The 18,460-nt window shown below is 71.4% G+C and carries 18 protein-coding genes, 2 tRNA genes and 1 riboswitch; of the genes, 11 read left to right on the forward strand and 9 right to left on the reverse strand.

Annotation, left to right across the window (positions count from 1 at the left end):
* Positions 1 to 192: 192 nt before the first annotated feature.
* From IE250_RS10330 to IE250_RS10360, 7 genes are all read left to right on the forward strand, one after another.
* Positions 193 to 585, forward strand: coding sequence for a hypothetical protein (locus tag IE250_RS10330; RefSeq protein WP_189669240.1), 393 nt, complete (start codon positions 193 to 195; stop codon positions 583 to 585).
* Positions 582 to 1,037, forward strand: coding sequence for a hypothetical protein (locus IE250_RS10335; RefSeq protein ID WP_189669241.1), 456 nt, complete (start codon positions 582 to 584; stop codon positions 1,035 to 1,037). Before IE250_RS10330 ends, IE250_RS10335 begins: the two co-directional genes overlap by 4 nt.
* Positions 1,038 to 1,156: 119 nt before the next feature.
* Positions 1,157 to 1,229 (forward strand) — tRNA-Thr (locus IE250_RS10340).
* A gap of 86 nt (positions 1,230 to 1,315) precedes the next feature.
* A tRNA-Met gene (locus IE250_RS10345) sits at positions 1,316 to 1,392 on the forward strand.
* 83 nt (positions 1,393 to 1,475) lie between these two features.
* The gene (gene rpmG, locus IE250_RS10350; protein WP_013837798.1) at positions 1,476 to 1,646 is read left to right on the forward strand and encodes a 50S ribosomal protein L33; all 171 of its coding nucleotides are present in this window, start codon (positions 1,476 to 1,478) and stop codon (positions 1,644 to 1,646) included.
* A 25-nt stretch (positions 1,647 to 1,671) separates the two neighbouring features.
* A complete protein-coding gene (locus tag IE250_RS10355; RefSeq protein WP_189669242.1) occupies positions 1,672 to 2,157 on the forward strand; it encodes an FAS1-like dehydratase domain-containing protein in 486 nt (161 codons plus the stop codon).
* On the forward strand, positions 2,154 to 2,576 hold the full coding sequence (locus tag IE250_RS10360) for a MaoC family dehydratase (protein ID WP_189669243.1): 423 nt from the start codon (positions 2,154 to 2,156) through the stop codon (positions 2,574 to 2,576). Before IE250_RS10355 ends, IE250_RS10360 begins: the two co-directional genes overlap by 4 nt.
* Positions 2,577 to 2,692: 116 nt before the next feature.
* Here the strand turns inward: IE250_RS10360 and IE250_RS10365 are convergent, their stop codons facing one another.
* Positions 2,693 to 4,039, reverse strand: coding sequence for a C39 family peptidase (locus IE250_RS10365; RefSeq protein ID WP_229872336.1), 1,347 nt, complete (start codon positions 4,037 to 4,039; stop codon positions 2,693 to 2,695).
* A 128-nt stretch (positions 4,040 to 4,167) separates the two neighbouring features.
* Positions 4,168 to 4,273, forward strand: a riboswitch (TPP riboswitch).
* Between IE250_RS10365 and thiC the strand changes: the two genes are divergently transcribed.
* Positions 4,268 to 6,052 (forward strand): phosphomethylpyrimidine synthase ThiC, encoded by a 1,785-nt coding sequence (gene thiC / locus IE250_RS10370; protein WP_229872337.1) that lies wholly within the window; start codon positions 4,268 to 4,270, stop codon positions 6,050 to 6,052. Its footprint overlaps the riboswitch before it by 6 nt.
* Positions 6,053 to 6,149: 97 nt before the next feature.
* Here the strand turns inward: thiC and IE250_RS10375 are convergent, their stop codons facing one another.
* Positions 6,150 to 7,274 carry a LacI family DNA-binding transcriptional regulator gene (locus IE250_RS10375; protein WP_189669245.1) on the reverse strand — a complete coding sequence of 375 codons (1,125 nt, stop codon included), beginning with the start codon at positions 7,272 to 7,274 and terminating at the stop codon, positions 6,150 to 6,152.
* A gap of 111 nt (positions 7,275 to 7,385) precedes the next feature.
* Between IE250_RS10375 and IE250_RS10380 the strand changes: the two genes are divergently transcribed.
* Together IE250_RS10380 and IE250_RS10385 are read left to right on the forward strand one after the other, a co-directional pair.
* Positions 7,386 to 8,630: an MFS transporter gene (locus IE250_RS10380; protein ID WP_189669246.1), complete on the forward strand. Its 1,245-nt coding sequence runs from the start codon at positions 7,386 to 7,388 to the stop codon at positions 8,628 to 8,630.
* A gap of 156 nt (positions 8,631 to 8,786) precedes the next feature.
* On the forward strand, positions 8,787 to 9,980 hold the full coding sequence (locus IE250_RS10385; RefSeq protein ID WP_189669247.1) for a UDP-N-acetylmuramate dehydrogenase: 1,194 nt from the start codon (positions 8,787 to 8,789) through the stop codon (positions 9,978 to 9,980).
* A 106-nt stretch (positions 9,981 to 10,086) separates the two neighbouring features.
* Here IE250_RS10385 and IE250_RS10390 read toward each other — a convergent pair whose 3' ends face one another.
* Positions 10,087 to 11,109, reverse strand: coding sequence for a L,D-transpeptidase family protein (locus IE250_RS10390; RefSeq protein WP_189669248.1), 1,023 nt, complete (start codon positions 11,107 to 11,109; stop codon positions 10,087 to 10,089).
* 130 nt (positions 11,110 to 11,239) lie between these two features.
* Positions 11,240 to 12,313 carry an adenosine deaminase gene (locus tag IE250_RS10395; RefSeq protein ID WP_189669249.1) on the reverse strand — a complete coding sequence of 358 codons (1,074 nt, stop codon included), beginning with the start codon at positions 12,311 to 12,313 and terminating at the stop codon, positions 11,240 to 11,242.
* 183 nt (positions 12,314 to 12,496) lie between these two features.
* Here IE250_RS10395 and IE250_RS24845 point away from each other — a divergent pair, with 183 nt between their 5' ends.
* Positions 12,497 to 14,317, forward strand: coding sequence for a serine/threonine-protein kinase (locus IE250_RS24845; RefSeq protein ID WP_189669250.1), 1,821 nt, complete (start codon positions 12,497 to 12,499; stop codon positions 14,315 to 14,317).
* Positions 14,318 to 14,354: 37 nt separating this feature from the next.
* Here the strand turns inward: IE250_RS24845 and IE250_RS10405 are convergent, their stop codons facing one another.
* From IE250_RS10405 to IE250_RS10425, 5 genes are read right to left on the reverse strand one after another with little or no spacing between them, the layout of a single operon-like run.
* Positions 14,355 to 14,651 (reverse strand): hypothetical protein, encoded by a 297-nt coding sequence (locus tag IE250_RS10405; RefSeq protein WP_189669251.1) that lies wholly within the window; start codon positions 14,649 to 14,651, stop codon positions 14,355 to 14,357.
* Positions 14,652 to 14,694: 43 nt separating this feature from the next.
* Positions 14,695 to 15,306 carry a response regulator gene (locus IE250_RS10410; RefSeq protein ID WP_189669252.1) on the reverse strand — a complete coding sequence of 204 codons (612 nt, stop codon included), beginning with the start codon at positions 15,304 to 15,306 and terminating at the stop codon, positions 14,695 to 14,697.
* Complete coding sequence (locus IE250_RS10415; RefSeq protein ID WP_229872338.1) at positions 15,303 to 16,673, reverse strand: sensor histidine kinase; 1,371 nt, start codon at positions 16,671 to 16,673, stop codon at positions 15,303 to 15,305. The genes IE250_RS10410 and IE250_RS10415 overlap by 4 nt, the downstream gene beginning before the upstream one ends.
* A gap of 1 nt (position 16,674) precedes the next feature.
* The gene (locus tag IE250_RS10420; protein ID WP_189669254.1) at positions 16,675 to 17,550 is read right to left on the reverse strand and encodes an ABC transporter permease; all 876 of its coding nucleotides are present in this window, start codon (positions 17,548 to 17,550) and stop codon (positions 16,675 to 16,677) included.
* Complete coding sequence (locus IE250_RS10425) at positions 17,550 to 18,452, reverse strand: ABC transporter ATP-binding protein (protein ID WP_189669255.1); 903 nt, start codon at positions 18,450 to 18,452, stop codon at positions 17,550 to 17,552. Before IE250_RS10425 ends, IE250_RS10420 begins: the two co-directional genes overlap by 1 nt.
* Positions 18,453 to 18,460: the final 8 nt, after the last annotated feature.

The raw sequence follows: 18,460 nt of genomic DNA on the forward strand, positions 1-18,460 counted from the left end.
GTGAGTAAAAGTAGGGCGTGACCAGCGGAACGCTGGTCACGCCCTACTTCGTTGCCAGCCGGTTGGCCCTTATCGCGGGGAGTGGGCCGACGCCTTGGCCCAACCGGGCCGACCCCGCACAGAGCCCTGTCGGGCGGGTGGATCGACTCCGGTCTAGCCTCGATTTCATGGGTGGGGCATGTCGGGGGAATCGTGGCGATTGACCAGCGGTCCATCGCCCAGGAGCCAGTTCAGCTGCTCGACGACGAGGAGCTGACCCACTACGGCTGCGCGGCGACCGGCCCGACGGTCTTCCGTGGGCCGAAGAGCGACGAGACCGAGGCGTCGATGCTCCGTGGGCGGATCACCGCGGCGGAGGCGGCCATCCTGGTTCGCAAGAAGTGGACTCCGGACCCGCGCGACCGTGTCCGCTACACGACCGTCGGACACCTGCGCGACCTGAAGTTCGATGTGGTGCACACCCCGAACCCGAGCAACCCGGATCACGTCTCGGTGCGCGTTCCCCGCGTCGAGGGCCCGTGGAACGACGACGAGAGGGCCGAGCTCGAGAAGGCGTTCGACCTGTACGGGGATGGTGCGGCGTGAGCGTCATCAACGGTGGTCGCGTCCACGACAGCTGGAGTGGTCACGTGGACGGGGGTCTTGTGCTCGACCTCTGGAACGGCCGCCCGACGGAGATACTCCTTCGTACGGACGGGCAGCACTTCCTGCGTTGGCTCGTACTCGGCCAGAGCGAATCGGTCGACGTGTGGCTCCAGCTCGAGCTTCGTCCGGGGGAACCGGAGGACCTGCTGTACCCGGGCCCTCGCGATCTATGGGCCTTCGTGGGGGACCACAAGGAGTCCCAGGTCCTGATGTCACTCGTGCTCGACGACGTCGGGGTGCAGGCGTCGTTCGAGAACCCAGGCGGCGTCGAAGCGGTGACGAAGCTCCTTGCCTCGTTTGTCGAGTGGACCACTGCGCTCGCACATGAGGAAGGGCCGCAGAGCGCCGTCCTTCGTCGCGCGATCGAGGAGATTCAGGGCTTCCTGGGCTGACCAGTCTCGTTCCCGGGGACCCTCGGGCCGTCCCCTCCGGAACTCGCGAGCAAGGCGGCACAACTCACACCCGATTCGATTTCACGCCAGGCCGGAGGCCATGTAGAGTCTTCCTCGCCGCCCCGATAGCTCAGTCGGCAGAGCGTCTCCATGGTAAGGAGAAGGTCAAGGGTTCGATTCCCTTTCGGGGCTCTGTGATCGACGCGGGGTCGTCCGTCCCGCTCAGCGGCTTGCCGCTGGGGGAACAACGGCGGACAACCTCGCGTTCAGTCACGCGCGGCGGGGTAGCTCAGCTGGTCAGAGCGCACGACTCATAATCGTGAGGTCGCGGGTTCGAGCCCCGCCCTCGCTACCAAGCAAGTACATCCGTTCGGCGTCCACTGCCGGACGACGAGAAGACACATGGCGCCTCTCCCTCGAGGCGCGGAGGTGAGAGCCATGGCAAGCAAGAGCGCGGATGTCCGCCCGAAGATCACGCTGGCGTGCGTGGACTGCAAGGAGCGGAACTACATCACGAAGAAGAACCGTCGTAACGACCCAGACCGCCTGGAGCTGGCGAAGTTCTGCCCGCGCTGCGGCAAGCACACGTCGCACCGCGAGACTCGCTGAGTCTCGGTAGCAAGCTCACACCGACGTGGCGAACGCTGACTTCGAGGGCCGGGCTTACCCGGCCAACGCTCCCTACTCCGTAGGCCGCGAGAAGATCCGCGAGTTCGCCAGTGCCGTCGGTGCCATGCACCCCGCGCACCACGATCTCGTGGCGGCGCGGGGTTCTGGCTATCCGGACCTGGTCGCCCCGCCCACGTTCGCCGTGATCGTGGCGCAGCGCGCCGAGTCGCAGTACATCAGCGACCCCGAGGCGCAGATCGACTTCTCGCGCGTGGTCCACGCGGACGAACGCTTCACGCACCACCGCCCGATCGTCGCCGGTGACGAGCTGACGACGGTGCTGCACGTGGACCGGATCGTCTCCCGCGGCCCCATCAGCATGGTGACCACGCGCTGCGAGATCTTCGCGCTCCCGGCGGGTGCCGAGGCCCCGGACCCGGAGGCTGATGCTCCCGGCGAGCCCGTCGCCACCGTCACCTCCACGCTCGCGATCCGCGGTGAGGACGCATGACCCGCCCCGACATCGCGACCCTCGCCGTCGGCGACACGATCGGCAAGCGCACCGTCGCCTTCGACCGCGCGGCCCTCGTCCGCTACGCGGGCGCCAGCGGCGACTTCAACCCGATCCACTGGAACGACAAGTTCGCAGAGAGTGTCGGCCTGCCCGGCGTCATCGCGCACGGCATGCTCACCATGGGCACCGTCGTCGGCGTGGTGGCGGACTGGGCGGGCGACCCGGGCGCCGTCGTCGACTACCAGACACGGTTCACCAAGCCCGTCGAGGTGCCCAACCCGGGCACCGCGTCGATCGAGGTCACGGGCACCATCGGCGTGATCGACGCCGAGGCCGGCACGGTCCGTGTGGACCTCGCCGTCACCGTCGACGGGGCCAAGGTCCTGGGCCGCACGCAGGTGCTCGTCCGCCTCTGAGCATCAGACCCCAAGCTGACCCCCAAGTAGCCTTCCTTTGTTGTGGGCGCGATCGTTGCGCCTAAAACGGGCGCGTAGGCGCAACGATCACGCCCACAACAACGAGGGACCGGCGGTTACCAGTTCGGGGTGACTCCCGGGAGGTTGGCCGGGAGCGCGACGTCGCGCGGGTGGTAGACGTACATGATGCCGTCGGTCGAGGTCTGCCACACGCGCTCGAAGTTCTCCCGCGTGTACACGGAGCGCACCGCCTCGTTGCTCGCCTTGTTCGGGTCGTTGAGGATCGGGTCGCCGTCGGCGGTGAACCCGGTCAGCACGACGATGTGCCCGTTGGTGCCGTACCCGGCCTCCGGCATCTCCTCCTCCGCGAAGTTGATCGAGAAGACGAGCGGGATACCGGCCTCGATGAACTTCTCCGCCTCCGCGAGGGATCGGAGCCGGGTCACGAACGACTCCACGCCGAACGTGTATGCGTAAGCCGCGTTGAACGGCCAGTTGCCCGCGCCCTCGTAGGTGTAGTCCCAGGTGTGCATGGCCGCGTAGTCGACCTGCGGGTCGCCGTTCGGCGCCACGATGCCCTCGAGCTCGGAGTCCGGCACCTCGCGCCCGTAGGAGTAGAGCACCATCGCCGACGACGTCGGCGAGCACCACACCTGACCGCCGCCCCCGAACTCGGGGTACTCGCCGCGGTGGATGTTCTGGCTGAACCGCGGCACGTCGAGCTCGACCTCGCGCCCGAGCGTGAAGTCGCTGGTGCCCGTGTAGCGGGAGTCCGGCAGGTACTCGTTGGTCAGGGTGCTCACGGAGTCCAGCCGCGGGGACACGCTGGTGCCCTGGGGCCGGTACAGCGTGGCCCGGGTCTGGAACGCGTCCGGCTCGTGGCCCGACTTCGCGACGTAGGTGTCGGTGAAGAGGTACGCGTCGGCGTCGGTCTGGCCGTTCACGGAAGTGCGGTGGATGTCGCCGACCGTGCCGTCCGCAGGCGAGTAGTCGTCGCCCGACGCCCAGCGGCCCATCACGAACCACTTGGTCCACGTCCCGTCGGCCTTGCGGCCGCGGAACTCGATCTCGACCCAGGTTCCGGTGGGCGTGCGCGCGTTCCACGAGCTCACGGACTCGTCGATCGAGTATCCGGCCTCGACGACGGGCGACGTCCACGTGCCCGTCTCGTAGGAGACGGGTGTTCCGTCGCCGAACGGGTCCGTGTACTCGACGGTGTCTCCCGCGCCGCGTAGCACGAGCCCGCCGCGGGCGCCCGGCCGCAGGTTCGCGGTCTTGCCCGCGCGCAGCTCGGCGTACCCGTCCCAGGCGGTCAGCGTGATCTGGTTGTCCGACGCCGCCGCGCCCGCCTCTGGCGCTCCCGACGCCGGCACGGCACTCGCCGCTATCCCCGCCTGCACCACGAGCGCTCCCGTCGCCGCCAGCGCGAACGTCCTGGTCCGCAGCTCTCCTCGTATCGACATGCCTGCCTCCACGTCCTCGGGCCCACCGGGTGAAACGGGCCGTGGTGCCTCTCTACCAGAGCGGAAAAGGTATGGCTCCGAAAGAGGACGCAGGCGACCGCCGGCTGCCCGGGGTGCTAACGTCGCTCGCGATCCCACGGGTGCCTCACGCAGGGGCTGAGATCGGGCTGTTCGGCCCGGGACCGTTGAACCTGTCCGGTTAACACCGGCGTAGGAAGCAGGAGTCTCATGATGGAGAACACCCAGTCCCGCACGCTCGCGTACCAGTACGAGCGCGACCACGAGCACGACGGCGGGCAAAGCACACCGCACGACGAAGCCGGCCTGCGAGTGCCGGTCACCGAGATCACGCTGGCGCCGTCGCCGGACGGAACCCCGAACGAGCCGGTGCGGGTCTACCGCACGCAGGGTCCCGGGTCCGACCCGGTGCGTGGCCTCCCGCCGGCCCGCGAGCCCTGGGTCGTGGCGCGGGGGGACACCGAGGAGTACGACGGCCGGCGTCGGGCCCTCGCTGACGACGGGCGCGGCGCGCTACGCCGTGGCGCGGCGACCCGGGAATGGCAGGGCGCACGACGTCGGCCGCGCCGGGCCGTCCACGGCCGGACCGTCACCCAGATGCACTACGCGCGCCAGGGCGTGATCACGCCGGAGATGCGGTTCGTGGCGCTGCGCGAGGGGTGCGACGTCGAGCTGGTGCGCAGCGAGGTCGCCGCCGGCCGGGCGATCATCCCGAACAACGTGAACCACCCCGAGTCGGAGCCGATGATCATCGGCAAGGCGTTCCTGGTGAAGGTCAACGCGAACATCGGCAACTCGGCGGTGCACAGCTCGATCGCGGAGGAGGTGGAGAAGCTCGAGTGGGCCACCAAGTGGGGCGCCGACACCGTCATGGACCTGTCCACGGGCGACGACATCCACACGACCCGCGAATGGCTCCTGCGGAACTCGCCGGTGCCCATCGGCACCGTGCCGATCTACCAGGCCCTGGAGAAGGTGGACGGCGACGCGAGCGCACTGACCTGGGAGATCTACCGGGACACCGTGATCGAGCAGTGCGAGCAGGGCGTCGACTACATGACCGTGCACGCCGGCGTGCTGCTGCGCTACGTGCCGCTCACCGCCGACCGGGTCACGGGGATCGTCTCGCGCGGCGGGTCGATCCTCGCCGGCTGGTGCCTGGCGCACCACCAGGAGAACTTCCTCTACACGCACTTCGACGAGCTCTGCGAGATCTTCGCGGCCTACGACGTCGCGTTCTCCCTGGGCGACGGCCTGCGTCCGGGGTCGCTCGCCGACGCGAACGACGCCGCGCAGTTCGCCGAGCTCGACACGCTCGCGGAGCTGACGAAGCGCGCCTGGGCGTACGACGTCCAGGTCATGGTGGAAGGCCCGGGCCACGTCCCGTTCCACCTCGTGCGCGAGAACGTGGAGCGGCAGCAGGAGCTGTGCGACGGCGCCCCGTTCTACACGCTCGGCCCCCTGGTCACCGACATCGCGCCCGGGTACGACCACATCACGTCCGCCATCGGCGCCACCGAGATCGCGCGCTACGGCACCGCGATGCTCTGCTACGTGACGCCCAAGGAGCACCTCGGACTGCCGAACCGGGACGACGTGCGCACCGGAGTGGTGACGTACAAGATCGCGGCCCACGCCGCCGACGTCGCCAAGGGGCACGCCGGCGCTCGGACGAGGGACGACGCCCTGTCCAAGGCCCGTTTCGAGTTCCGCTGGCGCGACCAGTTCAACCTCTCCCTCGACCCGGAGCTCGCCGAGGAGTACCACGACGAGACGCTCCCGGCCGAGGCAGCGAAGACCGCGCACTTCTGCTCGATGTGCGGGCCCAAGTTCTGCTCGATGCGCATCTCGCAGGACATCCGGGACGAGTTCGGCGGGGCGCGGGACCAGGCGGCGCTCGCGGGCGCGGTGGCGGAGGGCATGGCCCAGAAGTCCGCGGAGTTCAGGGAGGCGGGCGGCGAGGTCTACCTCCCCGAACCCAAGCTCCGCGCCTGATCCGTCATGGTTGTGGGCGCGATCGTTGCGGCTAAAACGGGCAGGTAGTCGCAACGATCACGCCCACAACCATGCGGGTGCGGGTCAGGGGAGGGTGCTAGCTCAAGTCGGGAACGGGCCCCGTCGTCGTGCCCTCCACAAGATTCACGGGCAGCACCACCGACGAGGGCTCTTCACCGGCGAGGAGCGCGACGACGGCCAGGCCGAGCGCCCGTCCCTTCTCGACGAGCGGCTGGTGCACGCTGGTGAGCACGTCGGGGGAGAGCCACGGCAGGTCGAGCCCGTCGAACCCGGCCACCGACACGTCCTCGGGCACGCGCAGCCCGAGCTCGCGCGCGGCGATCACCGCTCCGGCGGCGAGCAGGTCGGAGTGCGCGACGATCGCCGTCGGACGGTCCCGGGCCGGTGCCCACTCGGACAGGATCTCGGTAGCGGCGTCGCGCCCGTGCTCGACGAGCGAGGCCGGTGTCTCCCACGACATGACCGGCTCGATGACGTCCCGTACACCGGCCAGCCGGTTGCGGGTGGGCGTGCGTTCCACGGTGGCGAGCCGGGCGGCGTCGACCAGGCCCGAGCGCTCGTCCCGGCCGAAGGGCAGCGTGATCTCCGCGATGCGCGTGTGCCCCAGCTCGACGAGGTGCCGCACCGCCTCGGCCGCGCCGCGCCGGTCGTCGACACCCACCACGGGCACGCCGGGCACGTTCTGCCCCTCGCCGATCACGACGGGTACGCCCCTGCGCTGCAGCGCCGCGAGGTTCGGGTCGTCCTTGAGGGTGCCCCACACGAGCACGGCCACGTCCATCGCGGCGGCCTCGACCAGCGGGTCGACGGCGGCGGGCAGCCCAGCCTCGGCGGCGAGCCCGACGGACTGCGCCGTGGCACCCTGCGGCATCCCGGGTACGAGCAGGACGCCCAGCCCCTGCTCGCCGATCGCGGAGACCAGGCCGTGGAGCACCTGCGTGGACACGGGGTCCCGGAACGACCGGCCCAGCTGGTCGCCGATCACCACGCCCACGATTCCGGAGCGCCCCGACCGGAGCTGCCGCCCTAGTGGGTTGGGCCCGGAGTACTCGAGCTCGCGGGCGGCGGCCAGCACCTTCTCCCGGGTCTCGGGCGTGATCGGCCCTGCCCCCGAGAACGCGAGCGACGCAGTGGAGACGGAGACACCTGCCAGCTCGGCGACCTTTGCGAGGGTCGGCCGGCCTACGGTCTGGCGGCTCATCGCTGTTCCTTCTCTCGCATCGGGCACCGGTGGTGCAGGACCCGGGAATCTGCTGGGCTGATCCCAGACTGTGGCTTACGGTCGGGAGATTCAATCGCACCAAGGAGTTCAGTGCCTACTGCACACGCCGCCGCCCGCGCGGTCTTCGTCGTCTTTGCTGCCAGCGGGTTCGCATTCGCGAGCTGGGCATCGCGTCTCCCGGCGGTCCGGGACGGCCTGTCCTTCTCCGAGCAGGAGATGGGCCTCCTGCTGCTCACGGGGTCCATCGGCTCGGTAGCTGCCATCCCCCTGTCGGGCCTGGTCGCGGAGCGGTTCGGCACCGCGCGGACGGTCCTGGCCTTCGCGGGTGTCCTCGTGGCCGGGCTCGCCGTGGCCGGGTACGGCGTCGCCGCGGGGGAGCACCTCGCGGTGCGGCTCGGCCTGATCCTGTTCGGCGTGGGGGCAGGGGTCTGGGACGCCGCGATGAACCTCGAGGGCGCCGCGGTGGAGCAGCGTCTCGGCCGTGCGGTCATGCCGATCTTTCACGCCGGGTTCTCGTTCGGCACAGTAGTCGGCGCCGGCATCGGCATCCCGGTGGCCAACGCGCACATCCCGGTCGTCTGGCACATCGTGGCGGCGGGGGCAGTGGCCCTCCTGTCAGTGGTGATCGCGGTCCGCTACTTCTCGCCGAGCGTCGTCTCGGCAGCCGTGCCCCACGGCGTCGCCACCGCCGGGGCGGGCAGCGCGGACGGTGCCGACCCGGGAGAGGTGACGCCGCCGGCGTCGGGCTTGGCCGGGCTGCTCGCCGCGTGGCGAGAGCCACGCACGCTCGCGATCGGGCTCGTGGTGCTCGGTGCGGCCCTCACCGAGGGCGTGGCCAACGACTGGGTGGGCCTCGCGGTCGTGGACGGATTCGGCACGTCCGACGGCATGGGCGCGGTCGGCCTCGCGGTCTTCCTCACCGCCATGACGACCGCCCGGCTCGCCGGGACGCGCGCCATCGACCGGTTCGGGCGGGTGCCGGTGCTCGTACTCTCCGCGGCGCTTGCGTTCGTGGGTGTGCTCACGTTCTCGCTGGTGCCGGTGCTTTGGCTGGCCCTGGTCGGCGTCGGCCTGTGGGGCCTCGGCGCGGCGATGGGCTTCCCGATGGGTATGAGCGCGGCGTCCGACGAGCCCAAGCGGGCCGCGATGCGGGTGGCGGCCGTCTCGACCATCGCGTACACCGCGTTCTTCGTCGGGCCGCCGCTCATCGGCTTCGTCGCGGACGCGACGGGCTACCGCCTGGCGGTGCTGGTGCTCCTGGTCCCGATGGCGCTCGGGCTGGCCATGGCGCGGTCTGTCCGGCCGTTGCCGACGGCGGCGGGTGTGAAGAGGTAGCGCAGGCCTGCGACAAGCGTCTGCCGAGGCCAGGGCGCCGAAGTCGAGCAGTGAACACGTATGCGGACACCAAAAGGTTCCAGAATTGGCAGACATCACCCACGCTATGGCGAAGATGTGCACAAATCCATCGCGACGGGTAGATAGGCTTGCACGGTGAGCCCATACCCGGCAGACACCGTCCAGGCGCAAGCGGTGGTCCCCAGCCTCGCCGACCTCACCACTCTGCGAGTAGGTGGACCGGCTGCCTCGTACGTGGAGGCCGAGGAAGAGGCCGCACTGATCGAGGCGGTGAGCACCGCCGACGACGACGGGGTGCCGCTGCTGGTCGTGGGTGGCGGGTCGAACCTGCTGGTGGCTGACGAGGGCTTTGACGGCGTCGTCGTACGCGACACCCGCACCGGGCTCACCGTCGAGTCGGACGACTCCTGCGGTGGCGCCGTGGTGAGCGCGCCGGCCGGCCAGAACTGGGACGAGCTCGTGGAGCGCGCGGTCGACGAGGGCTGGGTAGGGGTCGAGTCGCTGTCAGGCATCCCGGGGACCGTCGGCGCCGCCCCGGTCCAGAACATCGGTGCGTACGGCCAGGAGCTCTCCGGTGTGGTCTCGCTGGTCCGCACGTGGGACCGGGGGGAGCGGCGGGTGCGCACCTTCGCCGTCGGGGAGCTGGGCTTCGGGTACCGCACGTCGTTGCTCAAGCGCTCCATGCACACCGAAGGCCGTGACGGTGATCCGCGTGCCCCCTGGTACCCGTCGCCGCGCTACGTGGTGCTGAACGTCCAGTTCCAGTTCCGGCTCGGCACGCTGTCCGCGCCCGTGGGCTACGGGGAGCTGGCCCGCCGCCTCGGCGTCGAGGTGGGGCAGCGCGCCCCGATGAAGGATGTCCGCGAGACCGTGCTGGGCCTGCGTGGCGGCAAGGGCATGCTGCTCGACAGCCCGATGTTCGGTGCGGAGCCGGACCACGACCGCTGGAACTCGGGGTCGTTCTTCACCAACCCCGTGATCCCCGTGGAGCACCTGGAGCACCTGCCCGCGGACGCCCCTCGTTACCCGGTCCGCTCCGCGACGCCGGAGACGACCACGGGCCCGAGCCTCGGCGCCATCGACCCCACGCTCGTGAAGACCAGTGCGGCCTGGCTCATCGAGCGGGCCGGCTTCGGCAAGGGCTTCGGCCTTGCGGGGGAGCTCAGCCCGGCGCGGCTGTCGACCAAGCACACGCTGGCGATGACCAACCGCGGCGGTGCCCGGGCCGAGGACGTCATCGCCCTCGCTCGCGCGGTGCGCGACGGGGTCCGCGACCGGTTCGGCGTGACCCTGGTGCCGGAGACGGTCCTGGTCGGCCTTTCCCTCTGACCTCTTCGTGGCGAGATAGAACCCTGGCGAAGTAGAACCACAGTTCCCGCTGCGGCTCTACTTCGCCAGGGTTCTATCTCGCCCCAGCTCTACTTCGGCAGAGAGGTCAGTAGACGACGACCGGGGTGCCCGACGGAGCGCCCCAGCTGTCCCAGATCCAGTTCATCGCGCTGTTCGACACCCGCACGCACCCGTGCGACGCCGGGAACGCGGGTACCGACGCCGAGCCGTGCACCGCGATTCCGCCGGTGAAGAACTTGGGCCGCCACATGTCGCCCAGCTCGAGCGACGACGGGTAATTCCGATCCTCCTCGCGGTACACCGCGAACGAGCCGCGCGGCGTGTACGCCGTGTAGGTGGCGCCCTTGGCCTCGTACGTCTCCCCGTTGCCGGACGACGCGTTGATGATCTTCACGACCTGGCCGTCCTCGACAGCCAGCACGAGCTGCCGGTCGATGTCGATCTCGAGCACCTTGCCCGACGACGTCTGCGCCTGCGGCACCAGGCCGTCGTCCAGCGCGGCCTGAGTCGCGTCGCCGACCACTCCGTCGCGGTACAGGCCGCCGGCCTTCTGCAGCGCGAACACCGCCTGCTGCGTCTCGCCGCCGTACGACCTGTCGACGGACGTCACGAAGTAGCCGAGGTCCTGCAGACGCTGCTGCAGATCGCCTACGCGGTCGCTGACCTCGCCGTACTCGACGTAGTCGGGCTCCTCCGGCTGGTCGTCCTTGTCCTTTTCGCCGCCGTTGCCCTTGCCCTTGTCCTCGGACTGGTCGCCGCCCTGAGACTTGCCGTTGCCCTCGTCGGTCTTCCCGTCGTCGTCGCCCTCGTTCGCGTCGCCGGGCGCGTCCGTGCTGTCGTCGGCGCCCTCGTCGGCGTCGTCCAGCGGCGATTCGCTCGCCTCCGGCTCCTCCGACGGGTCGCTCGCGCTGGGCTCCGGGCTCGGGGCGCTCTCTTCCGGTGACGGGGAGCTCGTCGTCCTGTCCGCCTCCGCCGGGGGGTCCTGCTCCTCGCCGCAGCCGGACAGCAGGGTCGCTGCCAGCGCTACCGCGCCCAGCGTGCCCATGACTCTCCTGCCGCCGACCCGCTTGCTCACACCGTTGGCCGACCTACCGTGCACTACCCGCATCGTGACTCCTCCTCGGCCGCACCTTCTGGGGTGGCGCGGCACGCACACGCGAGACGACTTCGTCCCCTCGCGAGTGTCCCGTACCTCCCACTGACGCACGGGCGCCCGGGATGGTTGGGTCGGTCGATCGTCACCCAATCGTGACAGTGCCACCCGTGGGGAGGGCATTCAGGACATCATCGGCATCCGGAGCAGCCAGCCACGCGTCGACGTCGGCCAGAAGCCGCGCCTTGGTGGCCGACGACGCCCGGCTCGCCCGGATCGACGACCCCGCCAGCGCCGCGAGCTCGGCATCCGTGAACCCGTGCGCCGTGCGCGCGATCTCGTACTGGTCCACGAGCCGCGACCCGAACAGGAGCGGGTCGTCGGCGCCGAGCGCCACGAGGGCACCCGCGTTCACCAGGGTACGCAGCGGCACCTCGCCCGCCTCGCTGTACACACCGAGACCGATGTTCGAGCCGGGGTTCACCTCCAGGGCAACGCCACGCTCCACGATGTCCGCGAGGACACGCTCGTCCTCGGCGGCGCGCACACCATGCCCGATCCGGTCGGGGACGAGCTCACGCATGACCTCGCTGATGTGGTCCGGCCCCAGCAGCTCACCGCCGTGTGGCACGGCCGCGAGACCCGCCCGCCGCGCGATGTCGAACGCGGGCCCGAACTGGGACGTGTCCCCGCGGCGCTCGTCGTTCGACAGGCCGAAGCCCACCACCTCGCCGACGCCGTCGCCCGCATACCGGGCAGCGAGCCGGGCGAGCGTGCGCGCGTCGAGCGGATGCCTCATGCGCGACGCCGCGATGATGACGCCCACCTCGATACCGTGCGCGGCGCTCGCCGCCTTGGCGGCGTCGATGACTACCTCCACGGCGGGGGTGATGCCGCCCACGAACGGCGCGTAGGAGGTGGGGTCGACCTGGATCTCGAGCCGGCCGGAGCCCTCGGCGGCGTCGTCGGCCGCCGCCTCGTGGACCAGGCGGCGCATGTCGGCCTCGGAGCGCACGCACGCGCGGGCGGCGTCGTACAAGCGCTGGAAGCGGAACCAGCCACGCTCGGTGGCGGGAAGGCGCAAGGGGTCGTTGTCGACGAGCGCCTCAGGCAGCCGGACGCCGTAAGCGGTAGCCATGTCGACGAGGGTCGGCACCCGCATGGATCCGGTGAAGTGCAGGTGGAGGTGCGCTTTGGGGAGAAGTGCGAGGTCTCGCATCTGCGTAGTCTGGCAAAGTGGCAGCTCTGTGGCAGCCACGAGCGTGATACTCCGCACTACTCACACATCCCGACATCCAACTTTGGTGTCCATGCGCTCCGCTACATATCCTAAGAAGAACATGCCCCAGATAGCCGAAAAGACTGATTTGCTCGATGCGCAACCATGGACACCGGTGAACCAGTGAACGAAGAGACCACGGGCGAGGACAACGCCGCAGACCTCCCGGTTCACGCGGTCCTCGGCGGAAAGTACGAGCTGGTCGACGTTCTCGGCACCGGAGCGACGTTCACCGTCTATGAGGCGCAGCGGGTAGCAGCTCCGGCGGTTCCGGAGCCCACGCCGGACGACGACGCCGAGGCGGCCGATGCCGAGGCGGCCGACGCCGATGACGCCGTCGCCGAGGCGGCAGGCTCCGACCCCGATGCAGACGCGGAAGCGGACGACAGTGCCGGCGCCGACGCGACGGCCGAGATCGCCGAGCCCGGGGAACCCGCCGAGCCCGAGATCGACCCGGACCTGCCCCTCGTGGTCAAGGTGCTGCACCCCCACCTGGTCGACGACCAGAGCGCGCGTGCCTCCCTGCGGCGCGAGGTAGAGGCGTCGGCGCTGGTGACGCACCCGGGCGTCGTGAAGGTGCTGGACTCCGGCGAGGAAGAGGTCGCGGGCGCGAGCGTCCCCTGGACCGTCATGAACCGGATGGCCGGCGTGTCCCTGTCCGACTTCGCCGGGGACAGCGGCGTGCCGTGGCGCGACGCCCTCGCGATCATCGACGGCCTGCTGGAGGCGCTCGCCGCCGTGCACGCGGCGGGCCTGGTGCACCGGGACGTCGCCCCGCGCAACGTGATGGTCGACAAGCGCCCCGACGGCACTTTCGTCGTCGGGCTGCTGGACCTCGGCCTGACCCGGCCCGCCGGCGGCGAGGGCGACGGCGCCACCGTGGCCGGCTCGGTCATCGGGATGTCGCCCGAGCAGGCCCGCGGCAAGCCCCTCGACGCGCGCAGCGACATCTACGCCGTCGGTGCGCTCGCCTATTACACGCTGACCGGGCACGCGCCGTACGAGCGCGCGCAGGCGGAGGACGTCCTGCGGGCGCACGTGAACGCCCCGGTGCCGGCCGCGTCGGCCCGTCGCGCCGCGGTCCCGGCGTCGGTGGACCGCCTCGTGTCCCGGGCGATGGCCAAGGACCCGGGCCGGCGGTTCCCCACGGCCGAGGCGATGCGGGGGACCGTCACGATCCTGCTCGGCGGCCCCGCGGGCCGGATGGGCACCAGCGGCGAGACCATGCAGCTCGGCGTGGGCGCAGGCGGCACCGAGGTGATCGACCCGGTCGCCGGGGCAGCCGGGTCGGGCACGATGAAGCTGGGCCAGGTCGCCGAGGGCGGCGACCGCACCACGGTCGTCGGCGCGATCGGCGCCGCGGGCGTAGCCGCCGCTGGCGTAGCCGGCGCCGAGGCCGCAGCGGCGTCCGGGCCGCCGGTCGGGCCACCCCCGGTGGGGCCGCCTCCGGTCGGGCCACCCGCCGAGGAGCGCAAGTGGTGGCACGCCATGACGACGGGGCGCGGCCGCGTGGCCACCGTCATCGTGTTCGCGCTGCTCGTGTTCGGCGGGGCGGGCCTGGTGATCGCGAACATCCTCGACGACGGACCGCCGCCGGAGGTCAACCCGAGCGTCAGCCCGTCGTCGCAGGCGCCGTCGCGGACCCCGTCGTCGTCGCCCACCCCCAGCCAGACCGACGACGAGGAGGACGACTTCACCCCCCTCCCGTCGTCCACTCCGTCGCCGACGCCGACGCCGTCGGCCACTCCGACGCCGAGCCCGACGCCCACGCCGACCCCGACGGCGACTCCTACCCCCGACCCCGAGCCGACCCCGACGGTGACGGTCACGGAGGAGCCGACGCCGACCCCGACGGTGACGGTCACGGAGGAGCCGACGGGCGAGCCGACCGACGGCGGCGAGGCCGGCGGGGACCCGTCCGCGCCCGCCGCCGGGAGCCGCTAGGCCGCGGCCCGGGGCGGCGTAATCGCGTCGCCCCTGGTCACAGCTCCTTGAGGCGCTCCTTCAGGGCCATCGCGGCCCGCGCCCGGAGCATCGGCCCCTCGGCCTCGTCGTCCGACGCCGCGGCCGCGACGGTCGCCATGTGCGCCGCGAACCGGGCGTCGGCCGCGGCGAGGGTGGCGTCCGGCTCGGCGCGGTACGCCTCGGTGACGTCGTTCAGAGCGCCGTCGTGGAAGGTCACGCCCATGGTGTCGATCGGCAGCGCCACGTCGTAGATCGCCGATGCGACCGCCGCCTCGACGCGTGCCGGAATGTCGATCTTGCCCGAGTTGTTCATGCGGGCAACCTACCGGCAGGAGCCAGGCCGCGTCCCGGAAAGGTCAGGCGATCCAGCCGCGCTCCCGGGCCACCGTCACGGCCGCCGTCCGGTCGGCGACGCCGAGCTTGGCGAACGCCCGGATGAGGTGCGTCTTGACCGTGGCCTCGGTGATGGACAGCTCCCGCCCGACCTCGGCGTTCGACCGGCCGCGTGCCACGAGCGTGAGCACCTCGGCCTCCCGCGCCGAGGGCCGCTCTGCGGCCGAGCGGACCGAGCTGACCAGGCGCGTCGCCACGCTCGGCGCCAGCACCGTCTCGCCCCGGGCCGCCGCCCGGACACCAGCGACGAGCACCGCGCGGGGCGTGTCCTTCAGCAGGTACCCGGTCGCCCCGGCCTCGACGGCGCGGAGGATGTCGGCGTCGGTGTCGTACGTCGTCAGCACCACGACGCGCGGCCCGGTCCCGACGATCCCGGCGGTCGCCGCGACCCCGTCGAGCACCGGCATCCGCAGGTCCATGAGCACGACGTCGGGCAGCAGCGACGCCGCCAGCTCGACGGCCTCTCGCCCGTCGGCGGCCTCGCCCACCACCTCGAGGTCGTCCTCGACGGCGAGCATTCCCGCCAGCCCGGACCGCACCACCGGGTGGTCGTCCACCACCAGCACTCGGATCATCGCGCCACCCCCTGGGTCCCGTCGTGTGCTCGGGCTGGTGAGCCGGCGCCCGCGTCGTCGGCCTCCGCGTCGTCGCCTCCTGCGTCGACCTGCGCATGGATCTTCGCATCGTCGACCTGCGCGTCGACCCGCGCGTCGACCCGCGCATCGACCTGCGCGTCGACCGGGACGCGGGCGCACAGCGTGGTGCCGCCGTCCTCCCCCGGCCCGACCGCCAGCGTGCCGCCCGCCGACCGCACCCGGTCCCGCATCCCGGCCAGCCCGAACCCGTCGGCGGCGTCCGGGCCCAGTCCCCGCCCGTCGTCGGACACCGTGAGCGTCACCTCCCCGCCGGCCTGCCCCAGCCGCACGACGACGGAGCCGGCCTGGGCGTGCCGGCGCACGTTCGCGAACGCCTCCTGCGCGGCCCTGAGAAGCACCACCTCGACCGCCGGCGGGAGGGCCCCGACGCCCTCGGCCTCGACTCTCACGATCAGTCCGGTCTCCTCGGCGAACCGGGTCCCGAGGCGGCCCAGCGCCTGGGGGAGCGAGGCATCCTGCAGCGCAACGGGCGCGAACGCGGCCACCAGGGCGCGGGCCTCGGCGAGGTTGTCGCGTGCGGTCTCCTCGACGACGTGCAGGCGCTCGCGCACTGCGTCGTCGTTCTTGACGTCGAGGGCGGCCGCCGCGGCTTGCGCCTGCATGATCACGCTCGTGAACCCCTGGGCGAGGGTGTCGTGGATCTCACGGGCGAGGCGCTCGCGCTCGGCCGTGACGCCGGCCTCGTGGTTCGTCCGCGCCAGCTCGGACTGCGCGGCCTGCAGCTCGCCGAGGAGGCGCGCGTGCTCCTCCGCGCGCTGCATCGCGACGTGGAACCAGAGCCCCAGCCCGATCGAGAACACGAGCGTCACCAGCATCTGCGGCACCACCTCGCCAACGACGGCGGGGTCGAATCCGAATCGCGCCGCGATGCCGAACGCCACCACCACCGCCAGCACGGCGCAGCCGATCACGCCGTACCGGATCGACTCGAGCAGCATCCACAGTTGTGCGAACGCGATGAACAGCAGGAGCGACGCCACCCCGGCCTGCGACACCGTCACCCCTGTGCCGAGGACCAGCACCACCAGATACATCCCGGCCAGCCGCTGGTCCCGGGTCCGCGCGGCCTTCGCGCCCCACAGCAGGTAGGCCACGACGATCGCGGCCATCGCCCCGAAGGCCACGGCGAGCTGCACGCCGCGCGTGCCCTCCAGCAGCAGGGCGACGGCGGTGAGGGCGACGATCACGTAGAACGCCGCGTCCCACCACCGCACCTGCTGGTCCCACCCGGCGTGCAGGCTCTCGACGGCGCGCTCGCCGTGCGCCGCGCCGTCGTCAGTGGTCACATCAGCCGTCATCGTGCCGTCGCCACCGGAACGTCCGAGTGCCGACCACGAGCGCCACCAGCAGCCATGTCGCCAGTACAGCAGCCGTCGCACCGTGCTGCCAGGCCCCGGATGGTTCGGCGGCCGCGAAGCTGTCCGGGAGGAACACCGACCGCATGCCCTGGGCTATCCACTTGAGCGGGAACAGGGACGACAGGTCGAGCATCCAGCCCGGCAGCTGGCCGACCGGGAAGAACACTCCCGACGTGAACTGCAGCACCAGGATCGGCGTGACCACCACCGCGCTCGCGGACCGGCCGGAGCGGGGCACCGACGAGTACGCGACGCCGCACACAGCTCCCGTCGCCGTCCCGAGCACGAATACCCAGGCGAACGTGGCCCAGTGGCCGGCGTCGTCGGGCAGCGGGACATCGAAGAGCAGCGCGGCGACCGCGAGCAGCAGGGCGGTCTGCACCAGCACGGTGACCAGCGACAGGAACACCTTGCCCAGGAAGTACGACGTAGCGGGCAGGGGCGTGGCACGGAGGCGCTTGAGCGTCCCGTCGTCCCGCTCGACGGCGATCGACATGGCGAGCGTCTGGTAGGTGGAGAGCATGATGCCGGTCGCGACCATGCCGGGCAAGAAGTACTGCGCGAAGCTGACGGTGACGCCGTTCGCGACGATCGGGTCGTCGTCGCCGAAGACCGTCGCGAAGATCGCGAGCATGACGATCGGGTAGGCGAAGCCGAAGATCATCGAGTCGCGCTCGCGCACGAACTGCAGAAGCTCGACGCCCCCGCGCACCAGCCCGAGCCGGAGCGTGCCGGGCAGCCGCCTCGCGGTGGCCCCTGTCTGGTCGAGCCTGTTGAGACCTGTCGTGCTGGCTGTCGTGCTCATCACGCCGCTCCCCTTTCTTCGTCGTTGATCGGGGCCTCGCCGATCAGGGACAGGTACACGTCCTCGAGGGTCGGGCGGGACACGGACAGGCCGGGCACCTCGCCGTCGGGTCCGGCTGCCGCGATCAGGCGCGCGACGACGGCGGTGGGCCGGTCGGTCCGTTCGACGCGGCGCACCCCGTCGTCGTCCCACGCCACCACGGGGGTGCGGGCCCCGGGCCCGCCCAGGGCGTCGGGCGTGCCCTCGGCGACCACGACGCCGTCCCGGACGACGACCACGCGGTCGGCGAGCTGGGCGGCCTCGTCCAGGTAGTGGGTGGTCAGCAGGATCGTGGTGCCGTCGTCCCGCAGCCCGGTCACGAGGTCCCAGAAGGATCGGCGAGCCTGCGGGTCGAACCCGGTGGTGGGCTCGTCCAGGAACAGCAGCTCGGGCCGGCCGACGATCCCGAGCGCCACGTCCAGCCGACGCCGCTGCCCACCGGACAGCCCGCGCGTCCGCGCCCGTGCCTTCTCTGTGAGCCCGACCGCGGCGATCACCTCCGCCGGGTCGCGCGGGTCGGGATAGGAAGCCGCGGCGGCCCGCACCTTCTCCGCGACCGTGAGCTCGCTCAGGTCCCGGGAGTCCTGCATGACGACGCCGATCCGCGCCCGCCACGCGCGACCGGCGTCCCGGGGGTCCTCGCCGAGCACGACGACGTCGCCGTCGTCCCGGTCGCGGAAGCCCTCGAGGATCTCGACGGTGGTGGTCTTGCCCGCGCCGTTGGGGCCCAGGACGGCAACGATCTCGCCGGTGGAGACGTCGAGGTCCAGGCCCGCCACGGCGTCCTTGAACCCGGTACGTGCGTTGCCGTATCGCTTGCGGAGGCCGCGTACTTGCACGGCCGGGGAGCCGGATGTCTGCATGCCTCGAG

This window comes from Promicromonospora soli, assembly GCF_014653785.1.
Lineage (GTDB): Bacteria > Actinomycetota > Actinomycetes > Actinomycetales > Cellulomonadaceae > Promicromonospora > Promicromonospora soli.

What these genes read in the sequence shown, in the direction of transcription:
- IE250_RS10405 (WP_189669251.1), bottom strand. Translation starts at nt 14,651, where the DNA reads ATGAACAACTCGGGCAAGATCGACATTCCGGCACGCGTCGAGGCGGCG.
- IE250_RS10360 (WP_189669243.1), top strand. Translation starts at nt 2,154, where the DNA reads ATGACCCGCCCCGACATCGCGACCCTCGCCGTCGGCGACACGATCGGC.
- IE250_RS10390 (WP_189669248.1), bottom strand. Translation starts at nt 11,109, where the DNA reads ATGCGGGTAGTGCACGGTAGGTCGGCCAACGGTGTGAGCAAGCGGGTC.
- IE250_RS10395 (WP_189669249.1), bottom strand. Translation starts at nt 12,313, where the DNA reads ATGCGAGACCTCGCACTTCTCCCCAAAGCGCACCTCCACCTGCACTTC.
- rpmG (WP_013837798.1), top strand. Translation starts at nt 1,476, where the DNA reads ATGGCAAGCAAGAGCGCGGATGTCCGCCCGAAGATCACGCTGGCGTGC.
- IE250_RS10365 (WP_229872336.1), bottom strand. Translation starts at nt 4,039, where the DNA reads ATGTCGATACGAGGAGAGCTGCGGACCAGGACGTTCGCGCTGGCGGCG.
- thiC (WP_229872337.1), top strand. Translation starts at nt 4,268, where the DNA reads ATGATGGAGAACACCCAGTCCCGCACGCTCGCGTACCAGTACGAGCGC.
- IE250_RS10420 (WP_189669254.1), bottom strand. Translation starts at nt 17,550, where the DNA reads ATGAGCACGACAGCCAGCACGACAGGTCTCAACAGGCTCGACCAGACA.
- IE250_RS10425 (WP_189669255.1), bottom strand. Translation starts at nt 18,452, where the DNA reads ATGCAGACATCCGGCTCCCCGGCCGTGCAAGTACGCGGCCTCCGCAAG.
- IE250_RS10410 (WP_189669252.1), bottom strand. Translation starts at nt 15,306, where the DNA reads ATGATCCGAGTGCTGGTGGTGGACGACCACCCGGTGGTGCGGTCCGGG.
- IE250_RS10375 (WP_189669245.1), bottom strand. Translation starts at nt 7,274, where the DNA reads ATGAGCCGCCAGACCGTAGGCCGGCCGACCCTCGCAAAGGTCGCCGAG.